26 protein-coding genes are annotated in these 25,482 nt (G+C 61.6%); 4 read left to right on the forward strand and 22 right to left on the reverse strand.

Annotated features, from left to right (window positions below; genetic code table 11):
- Nucleotides 1-124: 124 nt before the first annotated feature.
- From H7F36_RS04940 to sucC, 16 genes are all read right to left on the reverse strand, one after another.
- Complete coding sequence (locus tag H7F36_RS04940; RefSeq protein ID WP_187053630.1) at nt 125-1,231, reverse strand: glycosyltransferase family 4 protein; 1,107 nt, start codon at nt 1,229-1,231, stop codon at nt 125-127.
- Complete coding sequence (locus tag H7F36_RS04945; protein WP_187053631.1) at nt 1,228-2,127, reverse strand: FkbM family methyltransferase; 900 nt, start codon at nt 2,125-2,127, stop codon at nt 1,228-1,230. Before H7F36_RS04945 ends, H7F36_RS04940 begins: the two co-directional genes overlap by 4 nt.
- Complete coding sequence (locus tag H7F36_RS04950; protein ID WP_187053632.1) at nt 2,124-3,524, reverse strand: lipopolysaccharide biosynthesis protein; 1,401 nt, start codon at nt 3,522-3,524, stop codon at nt 2,124-2,126. The genes H7F36_RS04945 and H7F36_RS04950 overlap by 4 nt, the downstream gene beginning before the upstream one ends.
- A gap of 3 nt (nt 3,525-3,527) precedes the next feature.
- Nucleotides 3,528-4,232, reverse strand: a complete 705-nt coding sequence (locus H7F36_RS04955; protein WP_187053633.1) for a glycosyltransferase — start codon at nt 4,230-4,232, stop codon at nt 3,528-3,530.
- A gap of 8 nt (nt 4,233-4,240) precedes the next feature.
- The gene (locus H7F36_RS04960; protein WP_222620434.1) at nt 4,241-4,984 is read right to left on the reverse strand and encodes an FkbM family methyltransferase; all 744 of its coding nucleotides are present in this window, start codon (nt 4,982-4,984) and stop codon (nt 4,241-4,243) included.
- A 43-nt stretch (nt 4,985-5,027) separates the two neighbouring features.
- Entirely contained in the window at nt 5,028-6,044 is a 1,017-nt protein-coding gene (locus H7F36_RS04965; RefSeq protein WP_187053634.1) for a glycosyltransferase, read from the reverse strand.
- Entirely contained in the window at nt 6,034-7,281 is a 1,248-nt protein-coding gene (locus H7F36_RS04970; protein ID WP_222620435.1) for a glycosyltransferase family 2 protein, read from the reverse strand. The genes H7F36_RS04965 and H7F36_RS04970 overlap by 11 nt, the downstream gene beginning before the upstream one ends.
- Complete coding sequence (locus H7F36_RS04975; protein ID WP_187053635.1) at nt 7,259-9,340, reverse strand: hypothetical protein; 2,082 nt, start codon at nt 9,338-9,340, stop codon at nt 7,259-7,261. Before H7F36_RS04975 ends, H7F36_RS04970 begins: the two co-directional genes overlap by 23 nt.
- Before the next feature lie 55 nt (nt 9,341-9,395).
- On the reverse strand, nt 9,396-9,839 hold the full coding sequence (locus H7F36_RS04980) for a pilin (protein ID WP_187053636.1): 444 nt from the start codon (nt 9,837-9,839) through the stop codon (nt 9,396-9,398).
- A 207-nt stretch (nt 9,840-10,046) separates the two neighbouring features.
- Entirely contained in the window at nt 10,047-10,853 is an 807-nt protein-coding gene (locus H7F36_RS04985) for an MBL fold metallo-hydrolase (protein ID WP_187053637.1), read from the reverse strand.
- A gap of 27 nt (nt 10,854-10,880) precedes the next feature.
- Nucleotides 10,881-13,148, reverse strand: a complete 2,268-nt coding sequence (locus tag H7F36_RS04990) for a CHASE2 domain-containing protein (RefSeq protein ID WP_261802503.1) — start codon at nt 13,146-13,148, stop codon at nt 10,881-10,883.
- Nucleotides 13,149-13,166: 18 nt separating this feature from the next.
- A complete protein-coding gene (locus tag H7F36_RS04995) occupies nt 13,167-13,823 on the reverse strand; it encodes an FHA domain-containing protein (protein WP_187053638.1) in 657 nt (218 codons plus the stop codon).
- A gap of 42 nt (nt 13,824-13,865) precedes the next feature.
- Nucleotides 13,866-14,675 carry a Stp1/IreP family PP2C-type Ser/Thr phosphatase gene (locus H7F36_RS05000; RefSeq protein WP_187053639.1) on the reverse strand — a complete coding sequence of 270 codons (810 nt, stop codon included), beginning with the start codon at nt 14,673-14,675 and terminating at the stop codon, nt 13,866-13,868.
- Between the two features lie 22 nt (nt 14,676-14,697).
- Nucleotides 14,698-15,381: a TerC family protein gene (locus H7F36_RS05005; RefSeq protein ID WP_187053640.1), complete on the reverse strand. Its 684-nt coding sequence runs from the start codon at nt 15,379-15,381 to the stop codon at nt 14,698-14,700.
- A gap of 93 nt (nt 15,382-15,474) precedes the next feature.
- Nucleotides 15,475-16,368: a succinate--CoA ligase subunit alpha gene (gene sucD, locus H7F36_RS05010; protein WP_187053641.1), complete on the reverse strand. Its 894-nt coding sequence runs from the start codon at nt 16,366-16,368 to the stop codon at nt 15,475-15,477.
- Nucleotides 16,369-16,377: 9 nt separating this feature from the next.
- Nucleotides 16,378-17,544: an ADP-forming succinate--CoA ligase subunit beta gene (gene sucC / locus H7F36_RS05015; protein ID WP_187053642.1), complete on the reverse strand. Its 1,167-nt coding sequence runs from the start codon at nt 17,542-17,544 to the stop codon at nt 16,378-16,380.
- A gap of 181 nt (nt 17,545-17,725) precedes the next feature.
- Here sucC and argC point away from each other — a divergent pair, with 181 nt between their 5' ends.
- Nucleotides 17,726-18,649, forward strand: coding sequence for an N-acetyl-gamma-glutamyl-phosphate reductase (gene argC / locus H7F36_RS05020; protein WP_187053643.1), 924 nt, complete (start codon nt 17,726-17,728; stop codon nt 18,647-18,649).
- Nucleotides 18,650-18,675: 26 nt separating this feature from the next.
- On the opposite strand, the gene H7F36_RS05025 is transcribed toward argC, so the two are convergent.
- Genes H7F36_RS05025 through recA form a run of 3 tightly spaced genes read right to left on the reverse strand, consistent with a single transcriptional unit; the run spans nt 18,676 to nt 21,042 of the window.
- On the reverse strand, nt 18,676-19,398 hold the full coding sequence (locus tag H7F36_RS05025; RefSeq protein WP_187053644.1) for a hypothetical protein: 723 nt from the start codon (nt 19,396-19,398) through the stop codon (nt 18,676-18,678).
- Nucleotides 19,399-19,444: 46 nt separating this feature from the next.
- The gene (gene recX, locus H7F36_RS05030) at nt 19,445-19,894 is read right to left on the reverse strand and encodes a recombination regulator RecX (RefSeq protein ID WP_187053645.1); all 450 of its coding nucleotides are present in this window, start codon (nt 19,892-19,894) and stop codon (nt 19,445-19,447) included.
- Between the two features lie 29 nt (nt 19,895-19,923).
- The gene (gene recA / locus H7F36_RS05035; protein ID WP_187053646.1) at nt 19,924-21,042 is read right to left on the reverse strand and encodes a recombinase RecA; all 1,119 of its coding nucleotides are present in this window, start codon (nt 21,040-21,042) and stop codon (nt 19,924-19,926) included.
- A gap of 145 nt (nt 21,043-21,187) precedes the next feature.
- Between recA and H7F36_RS05040 the strand changes: the two genes are divergently transcribed.
- From H7F36_RS05040 to H7F36_RS05050, 3 genes are read left to right on the forward strand one after another with little or no spacing between them, the layout of a single operon-like run.
- Nucleotides 21,188-21,661, forward strand: coding sequence for a MarR family winged helix-turn-helix transcriptional regulator (locus H7F36_RS05040; protein WP_187053647.1), 474 nt, complete (start codon nt 21,188-21,190; stop codon nt 21,659-21,661).
- Between the two features lie 27 nt (nt 21,662-21,688).
- Nucleotides 21,689-22,363 carry a response regulator transcription factor gene (locus H7F36_RS05045; RefSeq protein WP_187053648.1) on the forward strand — a complete coding sequence of 225 codons (675 nt, stop codon included), beginning with the start codon at nt 21,689-21,691 and terminating at the stop codon, nt 22,361-22,363.
- Entirely contained in the window at nt 22,360-23,799 is a 1,440-nt protein-coding gene (locus H7F36_RS05050; protein ID WP_187053649.1) for a sensor histidine kinase, read from the forward strand. The genes H7F36_RS05045 and H7F36_RS05050 overlap by 4 nt, the downstream gene beginning before the upstream one ends.
- Nucleotides 23,800-23,804: 5 nt before the next feature.
- Here H7F36_RS05050 and H7F36_RS05055 read toward each other — a convergent pair whose 3' ends face one another.
- The 3 genes from H7F36_RS05055 to H7F36_RS05065 are packed head-to-tail and all read right to left on the reverse strand — an operon-like array spanning nt 23,805 to nt 25,427.
- The gene (locus H7F36_RS05055; RefSeq protein ID WP_187053650.1) at nt 23,805-24,011 is read right to left on the reverse strand and encodes a sporulation protein; all 207 of its coding nucleotides are present in this window, start codon (nt 24,009-24,011) and stop codon (nt 23,805-23,807) included.
- 5 nt (nt 24,012-24,016) lie between these two features.
- Nucleotides 24,017-24,829 carry a biotin--[acetyl-CoA-carboxylase] ligase gene (locus tag H7F36_RS05060; RefSeq protein WP_187053651.1) on the reverse strand — a complete coding sequence of 271 codons (813 nt, stop codon included), beginning with the start codon at nt 24,827-24,829 and terminating at the stop codon, nt 24,017-24,019.
- Between the two features lie 4 nt (nt 24,830-24,833).
- Entirely contained in the window at nt 24,834-25,427 is a 594-nt protein-coding gene (locus H7F36_RS05065; RefSeq protein WP_187053652.1) for an SET domain-containing protein, read from the reverse strand.
- Nucleotides 25,428-25,482: the final 55 nt, after the last annotated feature.

Below are 25,482 nucleotides of genomic sequence, written 5' to 3' on the forward strand. Positions count from 1 at the left end.
ACCGGAAAGCGCTGCGCAGCGTGCGTTCCAATACAACGCCCGCGTCGCGGGACACGATGATCACGGAAATGAAGGTGTCGCGCATCGCGCGCGCAGCATCGGAAGCGCTTACTGGTCGAGATGATTACCGAAGGGCCAGCGCGAAATCGTAAGCAGCTGACGTTTCCCGTGCGCACTTGTCCCAGGAGAAAAACTGCAGCCGCCGCAGTCCAAATTGGACAAGTTGGCGTCGCCGATCCTGGTCTGACAAGACGGTGTCAACCGCGTGCGCAATCGAGTCCGTGTCGTTCGGATCGAAGAATTCAGCAGCATCACCGATGACTTCGGGTAGTGAACCAGTGTTGCTGGAGACGACAGGGCACTCGCATGACATCGCCTCCAAGGGGGGAAGACCGAAACCTTCGTAAAGTGAGGGATACACGAAGGCTGCCGCAGAACGGTAGCAAGCTGCCAGCACCGCGTCGTCGCCGCCCAGATGGTGCAGACCATCCACGCGCACGCCCGCGTTGACGGCTGCACTCCTTTCCTCTCGACCGAGAGGTCGGCCGCCGAAGGCCAGGATGTCATACGCTGACCGCAGTGCTGGACGAGAGCCGACAGCGCGCAGTAGGGCTCCAAAATTCTTGTAGCCATGGCGCTGCCCCACATACAACAGGAACGGCCGGCCCGTCTCCGTCGCGACGGTGCGATTCGGGTACGGGAGTGGGTCGAAGCCATGGTGAACGACGCTCACCTTGTCCGGCGACACGTCGAACAGGTCGCATAGATCATTTTTCGCTGACTTCGAAACCGCGATCAGGTGATCGGCCCTGCGGGTCGAACTTTTCTTACGTCGTGTGGTCCCGTCCTGCAGACGGAAGCACTCGGGCATTCGTTCGTGGATCATGTCGTGCACGGTGACCACCACCTTGGTGCCGCCCAAGTTCACGGGGCGATCTGTGTAGTAGGTTTCGTGCACGACGTCGGGTCGCCAAGTTTGGCGGTTTCGCAGTTTGAGTATTGTCCTATTGGTCGCAAGCAGCAACGGGGCTGCCTCAGGCGGGAAAAACGGTACGCGGATGCTGCCGCGCTGGGCAGAAAAATCATCTAGAAACTGGTTGATGTGCAATGGGGCAAAAATCCTCGCGTCGTGGCCGTGTCGTCCAAGATACTCCGCCAGACGAACGGCATACCGGGAAACGCCTCCGAACGACTGAATACTGAAGATCTGATGATCAAATGCGATCTTCATGACGCCCTGATCCCCTCACGTTCATACTGGACCAGAGCCTGGAAAATGTCCGCATCTGCGATCGAGAAGCAGCAGAAGTCGAAGTAGACGGCTCCGCCGCCTGCGCGGTGGCGCTGCATCACATTGGCGACCAAGTCTTGCGCCAGGGCGCGAGTGAGGTCGCTACCCATCAGATAGTTGCCATAGTTGTCATACACGACGACCGAGCGATAACCTATACCACCCAAGCCTTCGACTGCTGCGACGGCGTCCGAGGGGTTCGAATTCCCGATGAGCGGGTCAAATTCGAAGAACAGGATCGGCATGTCCAAGGCCAAGCTGTCCAGCGCCCCGAGCAAGATGGCAAAGTCGAAACCGTCCGTGTCTGTCTTGAGGAGCTTGACGGGCCCAAGATCGGCATTCTTTTCCAATATTTCCTGCACCGTGGTCATGCGACTGGTGCGATGTTCACGCATAGCCATCCGCCTCGGCATCAGATGCGCCGTACCTCCAGTGGTTAGTACTTCGAAATCCACGTCGTCGGCCCCCGACGGACGGATAAAAGTTGGAATCACTCGGTTAATGCCGGGCAACGGTAAAAGGTTGGCATGCAGATATGGCAAGAACGCCGAATTGCCTTCCACGCACAGGATGGGGCCGCTTACGGTCGATCGGATTGCGACGGCTGAATCGCCAATGTTGGCGCCGATGTCCAATGTCACCATGCCTGAATACTTGCTGTCGACCAGTCTGGCAATGACGGGCAATTTTCGATCGTAGTTGAGAAATGCCTGCTGGTATTCGTCCAGCCTGTGCCCAGGTGGCAGCGTGATACGGTGCGTCCCAACGAGATAGTGGCGATGTTGCCGCTTTGCGAGCCAGCGCTTGGCGAATTTCAGAAGAATCCAGATGTTCATTGGCGGTCGCTTTTCGAGAAGGTGAGTCCTAACTGCCTCTCGATCTGAGAACGATACAAGACGCCATACAGTGTGCCAAGTGTGACGACAAAGAATGCAGTGAAGACATAGACCATGGCTTCGATGCCCGCCGTTCGAACCACAAGAAATTTCAAGGGAACGCCGACAGCAACGATGATTAGAACTGCAACGGCCTGTGGCCGGAGTATGCCCATGCCATTCATAAACATCGCCAGGCAACTAGCCATCGCCGCCGCAATGGTCCACGTACCAAGGGCATAAACTAGGTTGGCCGACGGGACAACCTGACCGTCCGTCCAATACCGCAGCAAGGGAGCGCTCACGAAGGCCAAGACTCCCACCGACGTGGCGGAATATGCGAGCGTCAACTGGGCTGCCGACCCAAGCGTCTTGCGGATAAACGCCCGGTCATTTCGTGCATTGGCATCTGCGTATGCGGGCCACAGTGGGCTATTCAAGATGAGTATTGGCTGGGTAGCGAACAGGTACATGTGCTGAACCAGCGTGAAGGCGGCAACGGCGGACGCACCCAGCGTGCTGGATATGATCAAGCTGTCCATTCCCCACCCAAACGCAGTGCCGATCTGCAGGACGAAGAAAAGCAGACTGACGCGCAACAGCTTCGCTTTCTCAATTTTGGTTGAATGCATCCAGCCGGCAATGCGAAACAATCCTTTGCGGCCCAGTTGAATCCACAGCCAGATTCCCGGCAACATGCCCCCCACCATGCTGCATAGGAGGAGCACTGGCATGCCAGCGTGATAGCGCGTCGCGATGTACAGCAGCAGCAGCCCGACAAAGGTGCAGGGCACGCAGGTGGCGAAGACCTCAAAGCCTCGCTGCAGACCATGGTAGACCCGCAGCACGCCATTGGTGAAGATGGATGCAGCAAACAAACCTGCAAACATCAACACACTGATGCGGATTTCATCGACCAGTGCGTCCGAGGTAGTCTTGATCAACACCTGCCACGGCAGCAGCCATGCAGCGAAGCTCAGCAGCAGCAGCAGCGCGAAGGAGAGGATAGCCAGCACTCCGAGTCCGCCGCTGACGGCCTGCGAAAGTTTATTGGCACCAGGCTCGGACGCAGCACGCGCGATGCGGTTGGTCAGGCCATTACCGACCCCCAGGTCGAGGAAGCTCAACACTGCGGCCAAGCTGGCAATGGTCATCCATGCGCCAAAACGCTCTGCGCCGAGATAGGGGACTGTCCAACTAACGGATAGCACCATGACGAGCATGCTGGCGGCACTGCTCGCTGCGTGCGCCAACATGGTCCACGAGACTCGCCGATAGCGCTCAGCCGCTCGGCCTTCCTCAGTATCGGCAGGGAAAGGCTGTATGCGCAGATGGCGCGCGAGGACGACAAGATTCACGGATTAATCGCTCCTGTGCCATCGAAGTCGGAACCATTTGAATGGTTGCCAAAGTGCTGCTGCGATCGGCCCCAGGTACCGCCCAATGATTGCTGGCTGCGCCCGGACAAAATTAACGTCGAAGGTACGGGATGACAACCCCGTGGCGGCGTACCAAGCAATTGGAACCGCTAGATATCGAACACGCCGTCGCAGATTCGGATCCCACAACAGACGAATGTTCAGTAGATGGTCGGCATGTGTGCGAAAGCGACGCATGAAGGGACCGTGCGTGGTGATTGCCTCGCGCGAATAAACAATTCCCTGATGGCAGACGTTGAAGACCAGGATCTGGAAGCGGCTGGGTCGAGCCCGATGGCGCCCCTTCGAACCCCAATAAACATCGGAGAACACGGCCGAAGGTGACTCGGCCGCCAACAAACTTAAAACTCGATGCACCGCGGGCAGAAGGATGTCGTCCTTGCCCAGAAAGTAGAGGTAGCGTCCCGTACTGGCAGCTACTCCGTCGTTCATGGCCGAGTACACACTCGGCCGCGACTCGGCGACAACGCGAGCATCTGGAAACCGCTCGGCCGCGTCGGCCGCTTTGCTGCTGGGCAGCACGAGCACGATCTCGCGCATTTCTGAGTCGGGAATCGCCAGACACACCGAGTCCACGCAGCGACGCAATTCGACGTCTACATCGAGTGTCGGGATGATGATGCTCAACAGCGGCATCACGACTGCGCTGCTGACTCACGGCGGAAAATGCCGTCGATCTGCAGCAGCTGCCCCGTCTCGGCATTGCCAAAATTATTCTCGACTCCGACCAGCATGTACCCCTTGCGACGAAGGTCGGCATACAGGTCATCGAACAGCACCTGACCCGCATACAGCGGCGCCAACGACATCTCCACTTGTATCGTATCGATTCGCTCCAGGCTGCGAACCGCACCTCGAAGGACCTGAGCCTCGTAGCCTTGCGTATCAACCTTGAGGTAAATATTGCGCGCATTGCCACAGGTCTTATCGAACATGGTATCGAGCGTTTCGACCCGAATAGTTTCCTCGCCGGTGTAGCGAGAATGCGGTGCGGCCTCTTCATGCAGCTGCAGCATCTCCAGAATCGAACTACTCTCGGAGTTGCCCGCCACGTGAATGGTTTGAGTGCCCTGAGCATCGCCCAATGCCATTTGCAATACCTGCCAGTCGACGTCTCCAAGTGCTGCCCGCTGCAACTTGGCGTATGCGGCACTGAGCGGCTCAAACGACACGATGCGGCCTCGATATCCGAATTGTCGACGTAGCTCCAATCCGAACTGTCCGATATTCGCTCCGACATCCAGCACTGTGTCTATTCGATGGTGTTCGATAAGACGCCGCCTGCGGGCGATAGGATGCGATCCTGGCTTGTAGGGAATGAAATCAACGCCAAAGCGACGGGCAAATAGCTGAGCCGATCTCAGAATTTCCATCAGCATCGATGATCCCTTTGCACTCTGCGTGCTGGCCGATATTTCAAAGTCACAGCGCGCTCCATGATGAATGGTGAGGACGGATTTTGCGTAGCGCGAGCAAGCATCTCACGACCACGTCGTCAATCAAAGACTGGTGCCGCCGATGAAGGCTGAAAACCCCAGCCCAGCGAGGCACGGCCACATTTTTATAGTTGGCGAAATGCTGCGTGATCAAACTTCTGTCATGGGAGGAAAGCAGCTCCCCGTAGTGGCCGAAGAACGCATGAATCTGGCTTAGAAGACTGCCAACCCAATCGTCGCGCACGATCACTTTCCAGGCTCGTTGCAGACGCTTTACTCGCCCGGGGTGTCTCCCAATAACATTAGCTCCGTGTTGACGATACAAAAGCGCGGGCTCTTCGTCATACACAACGACACCAAAAGCGCTCACGACCAGATAGATCCACCAATCGTGAAAGCGAACGGCGCTCGGTACGCCGGCTCGCTGCAACAGCTGCAGCGCAGCACGATTGAGCGCCGCAGTGCAGCCAACGATGATGTTCTCGGTCAATGCGTTCGCGAACGAGGGGCCGCGAGGCAGAAGCGGCGTCCGACCTAGCGGGTGCAGATCCTGGTCCACGAAGGTCTGCGCACTTCCGTACAGGCCAGGCTTGCTGTCAAGCGGGCTGAGTTGCTCCCAAGCGCGCTGAAGCTTGCCAGGAAGCCAGACGTCGTCCTGGTCGGCGAGCATGACCATGTCTACGTCTTTTGGAACGAGTGTCAGCAATGTGAGAAAGCTTGGCCCAAAACCCAAATTTCGGCCGGTGGTAATGGTGATCCGCGGATCGGCCAGCGCCACGATCTCGTCCACTGTTCTGTCGGTAGATCCATCGTCTCGTACGAGCACGGTGCCTCGCGCGGGGAGCTGCGACAACACGGACAGCATTTGCTCCCGCACATAGCGCTCGCCTTGGTAGGTCGACATGATCACGACCACATACGGCGCGTTTGCAGCGGTTCCCAGGCTTTTCGTTGCTGGCGTCGCATCGGGTAGATCCTGACCCGCACTCACATCAGCTTCCACTTGTTTGTCCTGTTGCCGCCGGTCGGCGCGAGTCGAATGCACTGCGTAGCGCGGCAAAGAAGATAGATGCGAGCACCGATTGCGTTCCCATCAGCAGCAACGCCACGCCGGGAATGATCTGACGCATTGCCGCTTCTGGGTCCAATGCGCCAAATCCGCTGCTTCCCCATTGCCAGGTCAGGCTTGCACACAGCGCCAAACCTGCCAAGGTTGCGATCCCGCCGCCGGCAGGCAGCAACGACCCGCTAGCCACGTAAAGCGCCCATCGATCGCGAGGGTGAATGGTGTTCAGGTGAGCGCAGTGACGTGCAAGTACTGCGCCCATGGCGAAGAGCATCGTCTGGTAGCCCAGCACCATTCCGGCCGAGGCCAGCAACTGCGTATGGATGCCGACCGGCCACCGACCCCAACCATCGGCGTGAAAATGCGCGAGCACCAACTGGGCTAAGCCCAATAGAGCGAGCGCGGCGCCCGGATAGAGAAACAGCCATCGAGGCGTGAACAGCAGCAAAAAACGCAGATGGCGCCAACCATCTCGCCATGTACGCAAATGCGGCGGCCGATCGCGCCCGTCGGGAGACAAAGTGGTTGGAACCTCGGCAATGCGAAGGTGGCTCAAGGATGCCTTGACGACCATTTCGCTGGCGAACTCCATGCCTTCGCAACACAGCCCCAGTTGCAGGATGGCCTGACGCTCGAAGCCGCGCAAGCCGCAGTGAAAGTCACCGATCGGCGACTTGAAGAAAAGTCGGCCCACAAAGCTCAGCACGGGGTTGCCCAAGTAGCGATGAAGCGGAGGCATGGCACCAGGCAGGATTGCGCCGCGAAAGCGGTTGCCCATCACCAATTGGCTGCCAAGCCGCAGTTCAGCCACAAAGGATTCCAGGGCACCGAAATCGTAGCTCTCGTCGGCATCGCCCATTACGACGTAGCGCCCCTTGGCTGCCGCGATGCCTGCGATTAACGCCGCGCCGTAGCCGCGCACCGGCACGGACACCACGCGCGCTCCGCACGCCGCGGCCAGCGTTTGCGAGCCGTCGCTCGAGCCGTTGTCCGCTACAAGGACTTCACCTCGAATGCCGCTGCTGTTGAGGAAACCATGGGCCTTGGCGATGCAAGCCGGCAGAGTACGTGCCTCGTTGAGGCAGGGCATCAGGATGGTCAGTTCGATGTCCGGGCCTGTCTTTCTCAGAGCCTCGACCTGAACCTTGTTTTCAGAAATCACTTCGTTCCACATGAAGTCGCCCTCCTCGTCGCCAGCACTTCAGCGCTCGCGGTGATTCGATCCATTCCTTCACAGTGCCCAAACCAGAGATGTCGCCACCTCCCCTAAACAGGTCTGCAAACCGCACAAATCCGTCGTCGTTGACCCAAGTGGCGAAGTCAGGGTAACCGCGCCGCCAGATGGAGCCGTTGCGGACGCTGGTCGTGTGCCGCGAGCGAAACAGTTCGGGACAGGCGTCTTCGACCTGATCCAGCACCTGATCCGCCCTACGCTTGCCGGCCACCTCGGCCTCGCTAAGTGCACCCCCGGGTATCAGGCGGCAGGTATAGATATGGACCTGATCGCGCGAACCAGATTTGGGGCCTGCGCGCTCTAGCACGTCTGAGTTTCCCCTGAAGTGGATGTACTCGCAGTCACCAACGTCGACGCGCAAACCGAGACGCCGCAATGCGTAGTCGAACGTGGCAGCGGCCGGGGCGATCGGCCGACCGTCTGATTCGATGGCCCGCACGGGGGCGAGCATCCGAAGTTGCGGCGAGTGGGCTTTGATCAGTGCGAGGACGCGCCGGCCGTCGCGACTATCAGGATCGATGTCGACGCCCATGCCGACGAAGGCCGAGCCCGTCGCCAAATAAGGCAACAGGAAGGACTGCGACTGAGCGTCCATCGACAGATACAAAAACGGCTCCGTCTGAAGCTTCTTCGAAACTGTAGTCTGGATCCAGACACCATCCCAAGGTTGTGCACTCCATCGGAATTCGGCAGCTTGGGAGAGCATGACCACTTGCACAGCCAGCAACATCCCCACGACGCCGACCTGGGCGCGAGGCATACCGGCCAGAGCGCGGTACACGCCGGCCACAAGGACAACCGCAGCAACACATGCCATGGGAAGAAAATACCTGCTGTTGCCGCTGATGAGCAGCCACAGCACCCACGCAACCACAAAGGAAACGGCCAGGCTGGCCCACGCACGCTGGCTTGCTCTGTTGCCGACAACGGTAGCCGGCCCAGAACGTCTCCATATTGCGGCAACCATCCATAGCGCGGGCAAGCACAGCAACGCTGCATAGCGGGCGTCCGCGGCCAAGGTCTCTGTGTGTATCCTGCGCTGCGCGGCCAGGATGTCGAAGGGGCGCATCAGGGCCTCGACCAATGAAGAGGGAAGGAAGCGCGGGTCGCGCATGACATCCATGGCGCCCAGTAATTTGGCAAGTGGTGACGCTGATGCTGTTGCGCTAGCGACCGCGCCGCCGACTGGTGCGGCCGGGTTGAACAGACCGTCCAGCATCGGAAACAGCGGGTTGCCGAAAGCTTGCCAAAGCGAATACGCCCACGGGCCACCAACCAGGATAAGCGCGCCACCGGCGCACCCTGCAAATAGCAATATGCCCTGCCAGCGCATGCGCCAACTCAGCGCGGAACCCATCACCAGCGGTAGCGCGGGCAGCAAGGCAAAGACGGCGTTCGACATCTTGAGCGCAGCAGCAGTGCCAAGCAGAACGCCTGCAAGGGCCACCCGGTGAAGCCGCTGAATACCATGGAAGTTGTTGACCAAGGCCACATATCCGCCTAAGGCAAACGCGCCGGTCGTGATGTCAGTGAACGATGAGCCCAGGGCCTGCAACAGCACCGGGTTGGCCAAGGCCAGTGCTACTGCGCCCCAGGTCACCAGCGCCGGACTGCGGCCGTCTGCACATTGGCTGACTGCACGTGCCAATTCCCACGTAAGCCACAACGCAGTGGCATGCATACACGCGAGCGTTATGCCGATTGCCTGCGCGGGCCAGCCGGCTTGCACCATCAGGGACAGCGGGGCGTGTGCGTAGGGAACGAAATAGGTCTGGGGGCCGGCCGGGAAGTAATCAATTGCCACGCGGTCGTGAAAAACGCTATACCCGGCGTAGAGGTGGTAGTGCAGCGCGTCCCAAGGAACATCCTTACCGGCAAATAAGGTCCATGCAATCGCAACAACAGCGCACAACACGTACACGCCAAAGCGTTCAGCCCATATCGAACTTCCCGCAGCGGGTAGCAGGTTGGAAGCGTTGAGAGTACGTTGTGTCAACATATTGACCGGCGAACAAAAAACCGCCCGAAGGCGGTTTTTTACAGAGGTCGTCAGCTTAGCTGCGGCATTCCGAAGGCAGGAACTTCCCAGCAATACCAGATGCGCAGGTCCACTTCAGTTGACCAGTGTTGGTGCCCACCGTGGCAGGGGTCAACGTGACGGTACCGGTGGCGTTAGGAACAGTGGAGGTAATCGTGACAACGCCGGTCGCGTCGGTGATCGCGACACCTGAAACATACTTGGTCGCGCCGGGGAAGCTGTAACCGCTATTAGCCGCGGTGACTGAAGCCAGCGAGCCTATCGACGAAGTCGTCTCAGCGACAGCAAGTTTCGCGGGTGCACCCATTAACAGGACTTCCGTCATTTTTGACCGGGTTGTGTAATCCTGATAAGCCGGCAAAGCCACAGCAGCCAAGATACCAATGATGGCCACGACGATCATCAATTCAATAAGGGTGAAGCCTGCTTGTGCGCGGCGAGCAATATTGCGACGGTTCATTTGAGAAACTCCAGGTTGGTTGATAAGGCCCGGGAACCTCCCCGGTGCGCTTATCTATCCGCAGCATCTGTGCCACCCTGTCAGGCCCATCCCACAGCCAAAATCTGAGTACTTGTTCACGCTCGCGTTACAACGTGTGACAGAACTTGTTGCTTTTGCCTTACGGTCGCATGACAAATTTTGTCACCGTGACCAGATCTGTCGGCCTCAAAGCGTCAGAAGCGCCGCCGCCTCCAGCCACCGAATATCCCGCTGCTCCAACCCATGCATTTCCCAGCCCTCGGCAAAGGCGCCAATCTGGCTCATTATTTCTTCGGTCTCGGCGGGCTTGGTGTGGGTGATGTAGATCGGGTAGCTCTTGCCTCTGGCGATCTGCGCCAGTTCGTCGGCCAGCGTGGCGGGCGACAAGTGCAGGCTGCGTTGGGCCAATGCCTGCTCGCGGTTGCTGAAGGCGGTTTCGATGACCAGCATGGCGACGTCGAGTTCGTTCACGCGCTTCCAGAACTGGGCGTTTCGTTCTGTGTCGCCGCTGAATACCCAGTGCTTGCTGCCTTCGACGCAGCGAATGGCGTAGCCGCAGGCCGGTACGGTGTGCACGGCCGGCAAGACTTCGATGTGTTTAAGTCGCCGCGTGCCCAGCGCCAAGGTCTGGCCGACATTGAGATCGTGAAAGGTGACGAAGGGCGACTCGGTGCTCGGTATGTTGGCAAAGTCGGGCCAGATCACGTTGTTGAACATGTGGGCGCGCAGGGCCTCGATGGTGGCGCGCAGCGCATGCACGCGCAGGGGCTGGCTTCTGCGGCTGGCAACGGCATCGATCATCAACGGGAGTGCCGCGACGTGGTCGAGGTGCGAATGGGTCAGCACGACGTCGTCGATGGCTGCCATTTCTTCGAGGGTGAGATCGCCCACGCCAGTGCCGGCATCGACGAGCAGGTCGTCGTCGATCAAAAACGAGGTCGTGCGGCAGCCTTTAGCGATAGCGCCTGAGCAGCCCAACACACGCACTTGCATTTTTTGAGGCCCTCTAGGTTTTTGCCGTCATTTGGATTCGAACCGGGTTGCGCCGTCCCAGTCGGGATCTTTGGGGCGCAGCGCCATCGAGGCTAAACGCTCGGCGTACAGCTGGTAAAGAACTTTTTTGACCCCGGGCGCCAGCAGTGGCGTCAAAAGCGAGCGGCCCGCGGCCCAGTCTTGCGCGCGGTAGGCCGTCAATACCTGCTGCCAGACGTCGAGCCCGGCGCGGCTCGTTTTGGCTGCCGCAGTGGCCCGGCCCAGGGGCTCGAAGATGGCCACGCTTTGGGCCTTGCCCTTGACGCGCACGCGGTCGAGCTCTTGCCAGACGTAGGCGGGGGCGGCCTGACGCGTCGCATCGCTCACCACCACTTCGGCACCGTAGATGCCGCTCAGGCTCTCGAGCCGCGACGCGAGGTTGACGGCATCGCCGACCACCGTGTAGCTGCGGCGCACGGCCGAGCCCATGTCGCCGACGCTCATCACGCCGGTGTTGATGCCGATGCCCACGCTGATGGCCGGCTGGCCGGTGGCGCGGTGCGCATCGTTGATGGCGTGCACGGCAGCCGCCATTTCGAGCGCGGCGGCCACGGCCAGGTCGGCATGGTCGGGCGTGTCGACCGGCGCTCCCCAAAAGGCCATGACGCAATCGCCCATGTACTTGTCGACGGTACCGCGGTGTGCGCTGATGATTTCTGTGAGCCGGCTGAAGACGCCGTTCAGGAATTGCTGCAGCTCGGTCGGGGCCATGCGCTCCGACATTTCAGTGAAGCCGCGCATGTCGCAGAACAGCACCGTGAGTTCCTTGCTGACGGCTCGCATGCTGTAGCTGCCGGGCGAGGCCAGCATCTCCTGCACGAGCTGCGGGGGCACGTAGGTGCCGAATAGTTGCGCCAGGTTGCGCCGCTCCCGTGCTTCGACGAAGTAGCCCCAGCTCAGGTTGAGCACGAAAGCGACCGCGCACATGACCAGCGTTGCCGCGAGGGGCAGCACGAGCCCGGCATCGACGTAAAGCCAGGTGTTGAGCCCGACCACGACCGCTACCGTGGCGGCGGCGATGAACACCGCCCGCGCGGCCGAGACGATCGACAACCCCAGCGCGAGGATGAGACCGGTGATTGCGATCAACAGCACGTCGTAGCCGGTGGCGTAGTCCGGCTTTTCCGGCAATCGGCGATCGAGCAATCCGGAGATGATGTTGGCATGCACTTCCACGCCAGGGAAGGCAGCGCCTACCGGTGTCGAACGGAGATCTTGCAGGCCGGGCGCGGTAGCGCCGATCAGCACGATCTTTCCCTTGAGTTCGCCCGTGGCGAGTTTGCCGCTGAGCACGTCGGCTGCCGGTACGTATCTGAACGATCCGCCGTGCGCGCCGCCCGGTCCGCGGTAGGGCACCTGCAAGCTGCCCCTGGCATCGACCGGGAGGCGCAAGACCGACTTGCCATTCGGCCCTTTCGAAGCATTCGCAAGGACCAGCACGCCATCCTTGACCACGAGCGCGGGCATGCCGTTGGCCCGGCGATACACGGCAAGCCCCAGCGATTCGTAGTAACCCGCTCTGGCGGCGGTGCCTTGGTACTGCGCAAGAACCGGGGCGGCGCGCACGATGCCGTCTGCATCGGTTTCGATCAGCACGTTGAGAAAGCCGGCGTGAGCCGTCGCGTCTGCGAGCAGCGCGATGCTGCCGCCAAAGCCGTTCCAGGATGTCGCGCGCTGCGCGCCGGGGGGGAAGGCATCGAGCGCAAAGACCGGACTGGGCAACCAGCCCATGCCGCGCGGCTGGGTGGTCTGCGTGAAGTAGTAACCGAGCGCGACGGGCCTGCCTTTGAGCACGTTGGCAAAAATCGCGTCGTGGTCCAGCTCGGGCGCGAGTTGGTCGACTTGCTCTTTCAACCCCGGAACGTCGCGCAAGGGACCGGCTGCGATCTGCCGCAGTGCAGCCAGTCCGGAGCTGCCGTCGGGCTCGGCGAACATCACGTCGAACCCGAGAACAGAAGCTTGCTGACGATCGATCAGTTCTGTCGTCAGCGCGGCGAGCTTGTCGCGGCTCCAGGGCCACTGGCCGTATTCCTGCAGGCTGGGGTCGTCGATGTCGACGATGACGACGCGCGGGTCGAGCGTGCGCGGCAGCGTCGCGCGGAGCCGAACGTCATAGATCGACAGATCCAGCCGCTCGACAAAGGAAAACTTGTAGACGCCGGTGGCGTGAATCAGCGCCAACAAAACAGGCAACAGCGTGATGGCAACGCGCGGCCAGTGTTGCCCTACCGCTGCGACCGCGCTTTTGGCGGTCACCGCGAGGCCTGATGAAAGTCAGGCGTTGACGAACTGCATCTTGGTGCCGCCGAGCTCGAGCACGTCGCCGTCTTGCAATGCGACGGCTTCGGTGCCGAGGGGTTCGCCATTGAGCGTGGTGCCGCCATCGATCGGAGCCACCACGTAGCCCTGAATGCGGCGCGTGACAGCGGCGACAGCAACGCCAGGTTTGCCGATGGTGGTGACGACCTTTGCCAGAGAAAGTTCGCGGCCGGCACCGGTGCCAGACAGCACGCGGATGACTGCAGAGCTGACCGCACCACCACCGAGTGGCGCTGAAACCGTCGGCGCGGAGCTGAGCGGAATCGGGGCAGACGGGTGAGCAATGGACGCTGGCTTGGTCGGCGCAACGGCTTCAGCGGCGCCGGCAGCCGACAGGTAGCGGATCTTGTACTTGCCGACTTCGACGACGTCGTTGTGCTCCAGCGCCTGCTTTTTGATGGCACGCGCGTTGACGTAGGTTCCGTTGGTGCTGTTGAGGTCTTCAAGATAGACATCAGCGCCGATCATGTGGAGCACGGCGTGCTCACCGCTGATCGCCAGATTGTCGATGACGATGTCGTTGTACGGTCGCCGACCCAGGGTAGTGCGGTCTTTGGCGAGCGTCACTTCCTTGATTACGACACCATCGATCGAAACGATCACTTTCGGCATGGCCGACTCCTGAATGAAGGACGCTGAACTCTTGGGGAACCGTCAATCCGCAGCTTCTGGCGCCGCAGCGCCGTTTGCACGGGCCAGAACAACTGAAATGTTATCCCGTCCGCCATTGTCGTTTGCAGTTGCAACCAAAAGTGTTGCTTTCTCCGACAGTCCGATATCTCGTGACAGAAGCGTGAAAATCTGCGCGTCGGAAACCATCTCGCTGAGACCATCGGAACACAGCAGGAACAGGTCGCCGGGAAGGGCGTCGTGCTCGTGCATTTCAAGTTCCACGTGCCGCTCGATGCCGAGCGCGCGGGTCACCAGATTGCGGTGCGGCGACTGCGCTGCCTGCTCTGGCGTGATGGCTCCGGCGTCGAGTTGTTCCTGCAGCAAAGAGTGGTCGCGTGTGAGCAGATGGAGTTGCTCTTCGCGGAGCCGATAACAGCGTGAATCGCCGATGTGGCCAACGATGGCGCGGCTGGGTCCGAACACCGCAACGACCAAAGTCGTGCCCATCCCTTGCAGTTGCACATTAGCAACACCTGCCTCCAGAATGGCCTGGTTTGCCTCGTCGACGCCCGCTTGCATCGCCCGGCGCATAGCGCGCGGATGTGCTGAGGGGCCGGAATGCGCCAACCAGCGCCCGAAGCTGGCTTGCAGCAGCGCAATCGACATGCCGCTGGCGACTTCGCCGCCGTTGTAGCCGCCCATACCGTCCGCGAGGATCGTGAGGCCCAGGGCCGCGTCGAATGCGATGGCGTCTTCGTTGTTGGCGCGCACACGACCGGAATCGGTCAGCGAGGCGTAGTCCCAGGTCAGCGTGCTGGCGGCGGTGGAAGAAGTGGCAGCAATGGTCACCATAAACAGGATTCAGGCTCCGAAATCAGTGGGCGGCGACGTGCGTCCGCTTTTGCAAAAATCGTCCGGCAAGGACCACGAAAGCCGCCCCCAAAGCAGCGCCGACGTAGTGCAACCAGGGCGTCGCGGCCAGCGTGTCGCGCAACGTGACGTCACTGACGATGGTTTCGCCGCCGACCCAGCCGATGAGGGCGGCGCCGAGCATGACAATGATCGGGAAGCGTTCCATCAGTTTGATCATGAGCGTACTGCCGAATATGACGAGAGGAATGCTGATGGCCAGGCCCAAGATCAGCAGCGTGGTGTCGCCTTGTGCAGCGGCGGCCACCGCGATCACATTGTCCAAGCTCATGACCAGATCGGCGATGAGGATGGTGCGAACGGCAGCGATCATCGTGCCATATTCCTTACCTTCTCCCTCTTCTTCGTCACCTTCGCTTAACAATTGGACGCCAATGTAGAGCAGCAGCAGCCCGCCGACGATCTGCAGATACGGCAATGCGAGCAGCTTTGCAGCGACCACGGTGAGTGCGATGCGCAACACGACTGCGGCGCCCGAGCCGAACAACACGGCCTTCTTTTGCTGCGCCGGCGGCAACGAGCGGGCAGCCATGGCGATGACCACGGCGTTGTCGCCTGACAAGATGATGTTGATCCACACGATCTTGAGCAAGCCGATCCAGAAATCAGCGCTTTGAAGCAATTCCATGTGTTGTCTCGTCTTTTATGAATCGAAAAAAGCGCTCGCAACCTGAATTGCGAGCGCTTAGTTCGTCGGGTCGCTGCAAAAAGCAGAGGCTTTTTACAGGCGAGCCTTCAGAAGCTTGGCCAGTTCGGAGAAATTGCGCGTCACGGTAAAACCGCACTCTTCCATGATGGCGAGCTTGGCGTCTGCCGTGTCGGCACCGCCGGAGATCAGCGCGCCGGCGTGGCCCATGCGCTTGCCCGGAGGCGCGGTGACACCGGCGATGAAACCGACGATCGGCTTCTTCATGTTGTCCTTGCACCAGCGGGCCGCGTCGGCCTCGTCCGGACCGCCGATTTCGCCAATCATGATGACCGCGTCGGTGTCGGGATCGTCGTTGAAGGCCTTCATCACATCGATGTGCTTCAGGCCGTTGATCGGGTCGCCGCCGATGCCGACTGCCGACGATTGGCCCAAGCCGATTTCGGTCAGTTGCGCCACGGCTTCATAGGTCAGCGTGCCCGAACGGGATACCACGCCGATGCGTCCCTTGCGGTGGATGTGACCCGGCATGATGCCGATCTTAATTTCGTCTGGCGTGATGAGGCCGGGGCAGTTGGGGCCGAGCAGCAGCGTCTTCTTGCCGCCGGCGGCTTCCTTGGCGCGCATCTTGTTGCGCACTTCGAGCATGTCGCGGACAGGAATACCTTCGGTGATGCAGATCGCCATGTCGAGGTCGGCTTCGACAGCTTCCCAGATCGCGGCGGCGGCGCCCGGTGGCGGCACGTAGATCACAGACACGGTGGCGCCGGTTTGCGATGCGGCTTCCTTCACCGAGCCGAAAATCGGGATGCCGAAGATCGACTCGCCGGCCTTCTTCGGGTTCACGCCGGCGACGAAGCAGTTCTTGCCGTTGGCATATTCCTGGCACTTTTCAGTGTGGAACTGACCAGTCTTGCCGGTAATGCCTTGGGTGATGACTTTGGTGTCTTTGTTGATGTAGATCGACATGACGTTTCCTTAGACTTTCTTGACTGCTGCCACGACCTTCTGGGCCGCGTCCGCCATGGTGTCGGCGCTGATGATGGGCAGGCCCGAGTCGGCCAGCAGTTTCTTGCCTTCGACTTCGTTGGTGCCCTTCATGCGCACGACGAGCGGAACGCTCAAGTTCACTGCCTTGCAGGCTGCAATCACGCCGGTGGCGATGGTGTCGCACTTCATGATGCCGCCGAAGATGTTGACCAAGATGCCCTTGACGTTCTTGTTCTTCAACATGATCTTGAAGGCTTCGGTCACCTTCTCGGGGGTGGCACCGCCGCCCACGTCCAGGAAGTTGGCCGGCTCGCCGCCGAACAGCTTGATGGTGTCCATGGTGGCCATCGCCAGACCGGCACCGTTGACCAGGCAGCCGATGTTGCCGTCGAGGCTGATGTAGGCCAGGTCGAACTTGCTGGCTTCGACTTCGGCCGGGTCTTCTTCGTCGAGGTCGCGCAGGGCGACCAGTTCAGGGTGACGGAACAACGCGTTCGGGTCGAAGTTGAACTTGGCGTCGAGCGCCTTGATGTTGCCGTTGCCTTCGAGGATCAACGGGTTGATCTCGACGAGCGATGCGTCGGTCTCCATGTAGATCTTGTAGAGCTTCTGCATCACGTCGACCGCTTGGGCCTGCGATGCTTCCGGCACGCCGATGCTGGCAGCCAGCTTGGTGCCTTGCTCGACGGTCAGGCCGAGGGCCGGATCGACGAAGTCGGTGTGGATTTTTTCAGGCGTGTCGTGTGCGACGCCTTCGATGTCCATGCCGCCTTCGCTGGACACGATGAAAGCGACCCGCTGGGTGGAGCGGTCGGTCACGGCCGAGACGTAATACTCTTTCTTGATGTCGGCGCCGTCTTCGATGAGGAGGCGGCGGACCTTCTGGCCTTCAGGGCCGGTCTGATGCGTGATGAGCTGCATGCCGAGGATTTCGCCGGCGAGCTTTTTCACTTCATCGATCGAGCGGGCCAGCTTGACGCCGCCACCCTTGCCGCGGCCGCCGGCGTGAATCTGTGCCTTGACGACCCAAACCGGGCCGCCCAATTTTTGAGCGGCTTCCACCGCTTCCTGGACCGTGTAGGCCGGAATGCCGCGGGGGACCGGCACGCCGAACTTGGCAAGAATTTCCTTGCCCTGGTACTCGTGAATCTTCATGAGGGTGTTTCTCGGAAGGAGGTTGCGAACGGGGAGATCTGGAGACTGAATCGGCTGTTGTCCGCAGGCGACGGCAACCTGACGGTTGGGGGCGGCGAACAACCGCGGACTGTATCATGGTGCGCCGCACCAACGCGCACTTTGCGCTGCGGTCAATACGTACTTTCTCCTGACAAAAGCTATGGCCAAAGTCTTTATCGACGGTGAAGCCGGTACCACCGGTTTGCAGATTCGCGAGCGGCTCCAGAAGATGCCGCAAATCGAGGTCGTGAGCATCGCGCCGGAGCTCCGAAAAGACGTGAACGCCAAGCGTGACCTGATGGGCGGCGTCGATCTGGTGGTGCTATGCCTGCACGACGATGCGGCCATCGAATCGGTCGCGCTGATCGACCAGTTGCCGGGCAAGAAGCCGAAGATCATCGATGCCTCGACCGCGCACCGGACGAATCCGGCGTGGGCATTCGGCTTTCCGGAATTGGTGGCGGGGCATTGGCAGGTCGTGGCCAAGGCCGACCGCGTGGCCAACCCGGGCTGCTATGCGACCGGCGCCATTTCGATCGTGCGTCCGCTGGTCGATGCGGGCATCTTGCCGGCTGACTTCGCGATCGCGCTGCCATCGGTGAGCGGCTACTCGGGTGGTGGCCGGACCATGATCGAAGCGTATGAAACAGGCGACGCGCCGCCCTACGAGATCTACGCGCTGGGCCTGAAGCACAAGCACATCCCGGAAATCATGAAGTACACGGGGCTCACGCGTCGGCCGGTGTTCATTCCGTCGGTCGGCAACTTCAAGCAGGGCATGCTGGTGCAGCTGCCGTTGCATCTGGACGACCTGCCGGGCAAACCGAAAGCGGGTGATCTACACGACGCGCTCGCCACGCACTACGCGGCGAGCAACACGCCCGAGAAGTTCGTGAAGGTGCTGCCGCCGACCGCCGACGGCAAGCTGGAGCCGACCGCGCTCAACGACACCAACGCGCTGGAGATTCGGGTGTTTCCGAACGAGGACCATCGGCATGCGGTGGTCATTGCGCGGCTCGACAACCTTGGCAAGGGTGCCAGTGGTGCGGCGGTGCAAAACCTGAAGTTGATGTTGGGGCTTTGAGCCGGGCGCTCGGCTTTGCCGAGCAATTAGCGGGTGAGCCAGAGCCCGACGCCGAACAGCATCGCGTGCGCGCCGAGCGCAATCCACAGCAGCGTGTGCGAAGGCATGGCCATGTCGCGCAACGCATCGCCGACCTGCTGATGCAGCATCGCGCGCAAAGCCGGATCTTCTCTGCCGGCTTCTGCAGGTACGCTCGTTTCTCTCTGCGCCCGCCACTGCCGCAGCAAGTCAGACAGCGGTAGACGCTTGACCACGAAGGCGATGATGCGGCGCACCGCGCGACTGGTGCCGAGCGCCGGTGCGAGCTGGTCAGCCAACGCGTTGGCTGACAGCGCCTCGCCCGCGCGCTCAAGCGCACCATGGGCGCGAGGCATGGCCTCGATGCGGCCAGCGATGGCTGCCGACAGCCGCTCGCTCAAGCTGTCGCCATGCGCCGCGACGACATGCCTGAGCGCCCTGCGGCGCCCCTGCGCCACGCCGAGCATCACGTACAGCGGCACAAAAGCGACGAGCAGCACCGCCACCAGCACGGCCGGAGAGGTGAGCAGCGCGAGCAGGGCACCGGCGCCGCCAGCCCGAGCCCCCGCCATGCCGGGCCCGTTGAGCCGGCCGACATACACGAAGAACAAACCGCCGCCCAGCAGCAATGCCAGCGCCACGCCGATGGCAACGGACCCGGCAAATGCCGCACCTGCTTTAAAGCCCGTTCGGGCGATGGATTGGGAGAAGGGTGTTTTTGTTTTCGACATGAGCTGCATTCCGATGTGTGACGACGCGGATCATGCCCGGAGGAACTCACTCATCGACGGTCCCTTTCAGGACCTTGGCCACGACGCCCCCGGCAAAGCCACGCGCCATCAAAAAACGCATCTGCTTGCCGCGCTCTTTGGCGTCGAGCGGTATGGCATCGAAGCGGCGCCCCCAAACGTCGCGGGCGCGGGCCAGCTCGGTGTCTTGCAGCCCAGCGACGGCCTGCGTGATTGCTTCTGAAGCGATGCCCTTTTTCTGCAGCTCCTGGCGCAAGCGCATCGCGCCCATGCGCGGCGCTCGCTGGTTCAAGACCGACTGAACCACGCGCGGCTCGCTGATGAAGTCCTTGGCCTGAAGCTCGTCGAGCGCCGTCGCCAGCATGCCGGGCTCTTCTTCGTACTTCTTCAGCTTGCGTTCGAGTTCCGGGCGTGAATGCTCGCGCTGGCTCAGCAAACGCAGGGCGCGGCCTTTAAGAGACGGGGCAGCAAAGGCCATGCGAAACCTGCGTCGCGCCGCTCTGCTTCTTACTTGTCGGCTTGCTCGGATTTTTCGGCCTTCTCGGCCTTTTCAGCCTTGGGCGCCTTCACCGGCTTGGCTTCTACCAGCTCGGCCAGGACAGGGATGCCCAGCGATTCGCGCACCTTGTTCTCGATCTCGCGTGACAGCGTCGGGTTCTCGCGCAGGAACTCGCGTGCGTTGTCGCGGCCCTGACCAATTTTTTCGCCGTTGTAGGCGTACCAGGCGCCCGACTTGTCGACGATCTTGGCGGTCACGCCCATGTCGATGATTTCGCCTTCGCGGCTGATGCCCTCGCCGAACAGGATGTCGAACTCCGCCGTCTTGAAAGGCGGGCTGACCTTGTTCTTGACGACCTTGACCTTGGTCTCGTTGCCGATCGCTTCTTCGCCCTTCTTGATGGTGCCGATGCGACGAATGTCGAGCCGGACCGACGCGTAGAACTTGAGCGCGTTGCCGCCGGTGGTGGTTTCGGGCGAGCCGAACATCACGCCGATCTTCATGCGGATCTGGTTGATGAAGATGACCATGCAGTTGGTCTTCTTGATGCTGGCGGTCAGCTTGCGCAGCGCCTGGCTCATCAGGCGGGCCTGGAGACCGGGCAACGAGTCGCCCATGTCGCCTTCGATTTCGGCACGCGGGGTGAGCGCGGCGACCGAGTCGATCACGATCAAATCGACGGCACCTGAACGCACCAGTGAATCGACGATTTCGAGCGCCTGCTCGCCGGTGTCGGGCTGGCTGATCAGCAGGTCGGACAGGTTCACGCCCAGCTTTTGCGCGTACTGCACGTCGAGCGCGTGTTCGGCGTCGACGAAGGCGCAGGTGCCTGACTGCTTTTGCATTTCGGCGATGACCTGAAGCGTGAGCGTGGTCTTGCCCGAGGATTCCGGTCCGTAAATTTCGATGACCCGGCCGCGCGGCAAGCCGCCGACGCCCAACGCGATGTCAAGGCCGAGCGAGCCGGTCGACACAACCTGGACGTCTTCCAGCGCCTCGCCTTCACCGAGCCGCATGATCGTGCCCTTGCCGAACTGCTTCTCGATTTGAGCGAGAGCAGCCTGCAGTGCCTTGGCCTTTTCGCTGCCTGCAACCGAAATGCTGGTGCCTTTGACGAGTGCGTCCATTTGAGAATCTCCTTGAATATCAACGGGTTGGAATGACTTCGATCCATCTGCTTTTAACTACAGGCTGGATGCTTGAACAGTAGTGTAGAGGCTCATTGATTTAAGTAAACCCGTTTTTTAGTCAGTTTGATTTACCATTAAAGCCATGACTCCGGACCCCGAAAACGCATGGCGCCAAACCCATTTGGGCCGACTGCTCGGCCATGCGATGCGCCGCTTCGACGAACGCGTGCTCGCACTCATGGCGCACGACGTCGACGTGCCGCTGGCGCTCTCGAATCTGGCTGCGCGCTCGCAGATCAGCGCGGCGCACATCCACATCACGCGTCACTTGGCACGCGATGGCGCCCGGCTCACGGCGCTGGCCGCGAGCGCTGGCATGACGAAGCAGGCCATGGGCACGCTGGTCGATCAATGCGAAGCCTGGGGCCTGGTCACCCGCGGCCCCGACCCGCTCGACGCGCGCGCACGCCGCGTGCAGTTCACCGCCGACGGGCTCGCCTGGCTCGAAGCTTTTCGCAAAGCCGTCGCGCAAGCAGAGGACGAGTTTCGTGCCAGCGTCGGAAACGACATCGCCACCGTGGTAACCATCGGCCTCGAAGCCTATGCCGCAGCCTAGAATTTGCGCAACAAGCCGGAGGTGGCGATGCGGATTCTGATTGCAGAAGATGACCAGGTGCTGGCCGATGCCCTGCTGCGCAGCCTGCGCACCTCGGGTGCGGCAGTCGACCACGTCGCCACCGGCTCGCAAGCCGATGCGGCGTTGATGACCAACAGCGAATTCGACCTGCTGATCCTCGACCTCGGCCTGCCCAACATGCACGGCCTTGAAATCCTGAAGCGCCTGCGCGCCCGTGGCTCACAGCTCCCGGTGCTGGTGCTCACCGCGGCCGACAGCGTCGAAGAGCGCGTCAAGGGCCTCGATTACGGGGCCGACGATTACATGGCCAAGCCGTTCTCGTTGCAGGAGCTCGAAGCCCGCGTGCGCGCCCTCACGCGGCGCGGAATGGGCGCCACCAGCAACGCCATCAAGCACGGCCCGCTGGTGTACGACCAGGCAGGTCGCGTGGCGACCATCGACGGCAAGATGGTCGAACTCTCGGCGCGCGAGCTTGGCCTGCTCGAAGTGCTACTGCAGCGGGCGGGACGGCTGGTGAGCAAAGACCAACTGGTCGAACGGCTGTGCGAATGGGGCGAAGAAGTGAGCCTCAACGCCATCGAGGTCTACATCCATCGCCTGCGCAAGAAGATCGAGAAAGGCCCGGTGCGCATCGCGACCGTTCGCGGCCTCGGTTATTGCCTGGAGAAGATTCCGGCGTGAAGCTCTTCCAGCGCGGTCAGCGCTCCCTGTTCGGGGAAATCCTCGACTGGATGCTGACCCCGCTGCTGCTGCTGGTGCCGGTCAGCATCGGCCTCACATGGCTGGTGGCACAAGGCATCGCCAACGCGCCCTTCGATCGCGCGCTGGAGTACAACGTGCAGACGCTGGCCAAGCTGGTCACGGTGCAGGGCGACCACGTGCTGTTCAACCTGCCGCAGCCGGCACGCGAGATCCTGCGAGCCGACGACACCGACCACGTCTACTACCAGGTGCTGACGTCGAGTGGCGAATCGCTCGGTGGCGACCACGACATACCACCCCCACCCGAAGACGAATCCGCCACCATCGGTTCGGTGCACATGCGAGATGCCGAGATGCGGGGCGCGACGGTGCGCGTGGCCTACACCTGGGTCCAGCCGCCGCTTGAAACGGCACCGTTGGTGCTCGTGCAGGTGGCAGAGACCCGCGAAAAGCAGCAGGTGCTGGCGACTGAAATCATCAAGGGCGTGCTGCTGCCGCAGTTCGCCATCCTGCCGCTCGCCATCCTCTTGATCTGGCTCGCACTCGTGCGCGCCATCAAGCCGCTTTCGGAACTGGAAGAGCGAATCCGCGAGCGCAAGCCCGATGACCTGAGCCCGCTCGACGATCGGCTGGTGCCGTACGAAGTCGCGCCTTTGGTCGCTTCGGTGAACGGATTGCTGACGAAGCTCAAGGAATCGATCGCCACGCAAAAGCGCTTTCTGGCCGACGCCGCGCACCAGCTCAAGACGCCGCTCGCAGGACTGCGCATGCAGGCCGATCTGGCGCAGCGCGAAGGCGCCAATGCCGACGAACTGAAACAGTCGCTAAAGCAGATCGGCCGCTCGAGCATTCGCGCGACGCACACGGTGAACCAGCTGCTCGCGTTGGCCCGCGCCGAAGGCGGCGCCGGTGCGCTGGCGTGGCAACCGTGCGACCTGGCGCGACTCACCGTCGAGGTCGTGCGCGAGGCAGTCCCGCGCGCGATCGAAAAGCGCATCGACCTCGGCTACGACGGCGTCGAGCCGGGTGCGCCAGGTGTCATGCTCGAAGGCAATGCGACGCTGCTGAAAGAGCTGGTGCGCAACCTGGTCGACAACGCGATCGCGTACACGCCGTCGTCTCCCGACCGGCCCGGCGTGATCACCGCGCGGGTGCTGGCCGATCCGTTCGGGCACATCGTGCTGCTGCAGGTGGAGGACTCGGGCCCGGGTATCGCCGAGTCCGCGCGCGAGCTGGTGTTCGAGCCCTTTTATCGCGTGCTGGGCAACGAGGCCGACGGCTCGGGGCTGGGCTTGCCGATCGTGCGGGAAATCGCGCGGCAGCATCTGGCCACTGTCACGCTGGAGGACGCGCATCCGGGCGTGCAGTCGCCGGGTGCGCTCTTCAGCGTTCGCTTCGACACCGCCAAGCCCTGAGGGGCTCAGCGCGCGACGTTGCTGTCAGTCGTCGACGCAGGGGTCGATGGCGCCGCCGTATCACCCTTGCGAATCTGCAGTATTTCGGGTCGCACTTGCTGGCTGAGCCGCTGCGGCTCGCGTTCGGTTCCGGCAGACGGCCCACCGTCGCCAGACCATACGAAATAGCCGAGGTTGATGGCGACCAACGCGAAGAAGACCCAGCGCAACATGGGCTTCAGACCACCGGCCCACGCGGGCGCACGCTGACTTCGGAACTGGAGATGGATTGCATGCCGTTCTCAGTATGCACGCGCAGTTCGCCACCCCAGCCGACACCTTCGCAGCGGCCGACGGTGCCATCGCTGAGTTGCACTTCGCGACCCTGCAACGCATCGCGCACCGCGAAGCGTTCGGCGAAGAGCGCAAAACCCTGCGCCTCGAAAGCCAGCACGTCGCGCAACAACGGCGCGACCAGCGTTTGCAATACGGTGGGCGGTGTGGCGTCGGGCAGCCATTGCTGCGCCCAGGCCGGCGCTGTGCTGAGACCGGTCGCGTCTCTGGGGCCGACGTTCAGGCCGATGCCGATCACCAGCCAGCGCGAGGCCGCATCACCGATCGTGGCCTGCGGCAACGCGGTCTCGATCAGGATGCCACCGAGCTTGCGGTCATCGATCCAGAGGTCGTTGGGCCACTTGAGGGCGAGCCGTGCAGCGCGCTGCGGATCGAGGCTTTCCGCCACGCTGACCCCGACCGCCAACGACAGGCCCGACCAGTCGCGCGGTGCCAACGGCAAGCCGATAGAGAAGGTCAGCGACGCGGGTTCTTCAGCCATCTGCGCGCTTTGCCAAGGGCGTCCGAGGCGTCCGCGGCCGGCGGTCTGGCGTTCGGCGACGAGCAGCACGGGCGCCAGTTGACCGGCGCGGCCACGGCGCATCAACTCGGTGTTGCTCGAGTCGATCTGTTCGACCACCTCGATGGCCATGTCGGGCCGCAACGGCGCCGTGGCGGCCGCCAGCTGATCCGGATTCCACGCGTGGCTCAGCGCCATGTCATCAGTCCTTGGTGGACTTGTCCTTTTTGCCGGAGCCCTTCGCCTTCCTGACCTTTTTTTCTGCCTTGACCTTGTCAGCTTTGGCCTTCTTCTTCGCCTTCTTTTTCTTCTTCTTTTTCTCGTCTTCCTTTGGCGCGAGCAAGGTGCCACGGCACGCCTCGGCACCACACCAGCACGGGAATTCCGCCAGCAACTCGGCCGTGTACGGCTCGTCGATCATCAGCCCATAGTCGTAGTTGAGCTCTTCGCCCGCCGCGATGTTTTGCAACGCCTTGATGAAAACTCGGCCATCGGTTTCATCGGCCTCGCAGTTCGGCGCACACGAGTGGTTGATCCACTTGGATGCGTTGCCGTTGATCTTGCCGTCGATCACATGGCCGTCATCGATATGAAAGTAGAACGTGTGCTGCGGCTGGCTGGGGTCGTGAGGGTGGCGCCGGAGCGCTTCTTTCCAGCTGATGACTTCGCCCTTGTATTCGATCAGCGTCTCGCCCTCCGCGATGTCCTGCACGGCGAACACGCCGTTGCCATGAATGCCCGAGCGGCGCGTTTGTATGCGGCGGCCAGAGGTTGAAACGGGGGATTTGGTGGGCATCGCCGAAGTCTGATAGTTTGAATAGGCACACATGCGCATGCGTGCGTACGCACGC

It is taken from the genome of Variovorax sp. PAMC28562 (assembly GCF_014303735.1).
In the GTDB taxonomy this organism is placed as follows: domain Bacteria; phylum Pseudomonadota; class Gammaproteobacteria; order Burkholderiales; family Burkholderiaceae_C; genus Variovorax.